Origin of the sequence: Mitsuokella apri (assembly GCF_047974105.1) — a bacterium.
Taxonomy (GTDB): domain Bacteria; phylum Bacillota; class Negativicutes; order Selenomonadales; family Selenomonadaceae; genus Mitsuokella.
On the sequence record NZ_JBHYRS010000032.1, the window covers coordinates 1 to 338 of the forward strand.

Annotated in this window: 1 protein-coding gene; it reads right to left on the reverse strand. The window is 54.1% G+C overall.

Annotation, left to right across the window (positions count from 1 at the left end; translation table 11 throughout):
- On the reverse strand, window positions 1–338 hold a 338-nt coding region (locus tag ACE419_RS11665), incomplete at both ends, for an IS66 family transposase (protein ID WP_435722088.1).

Consider the following 338-nt stretch of genomic DNA (forward strand, 5'->3'; position numbering starts at 1 on the left):
TGGTAGCCAGTGTAGCCATCTGTTTCGAGGACGCCGTGGAAATCCTTGAGCAGTGCCTCAGCGTAACTGCCGCTGCGACCTGGCTGGTACTCGTAGACGCGGATTTTATGTGCCGTTTCGTACTCGCCGCTGCTGAATACCCACATGTAGGATTTCGTAGGATTCTTGCGGTTCTTTTCCTTATGAACCTGCACCGGCGTTTCATCCGCATGCACGATTTCCTGTTGCAGAAGGATTTCCTGCAGCCGCTTTTTAAGCGGCATGAGCCAGTCCTCGGCAGCTCGGATAACCCAATTGCCAAGCGTGGCACGAGAAAGCGGCAGGCCAATGTTCTTCCA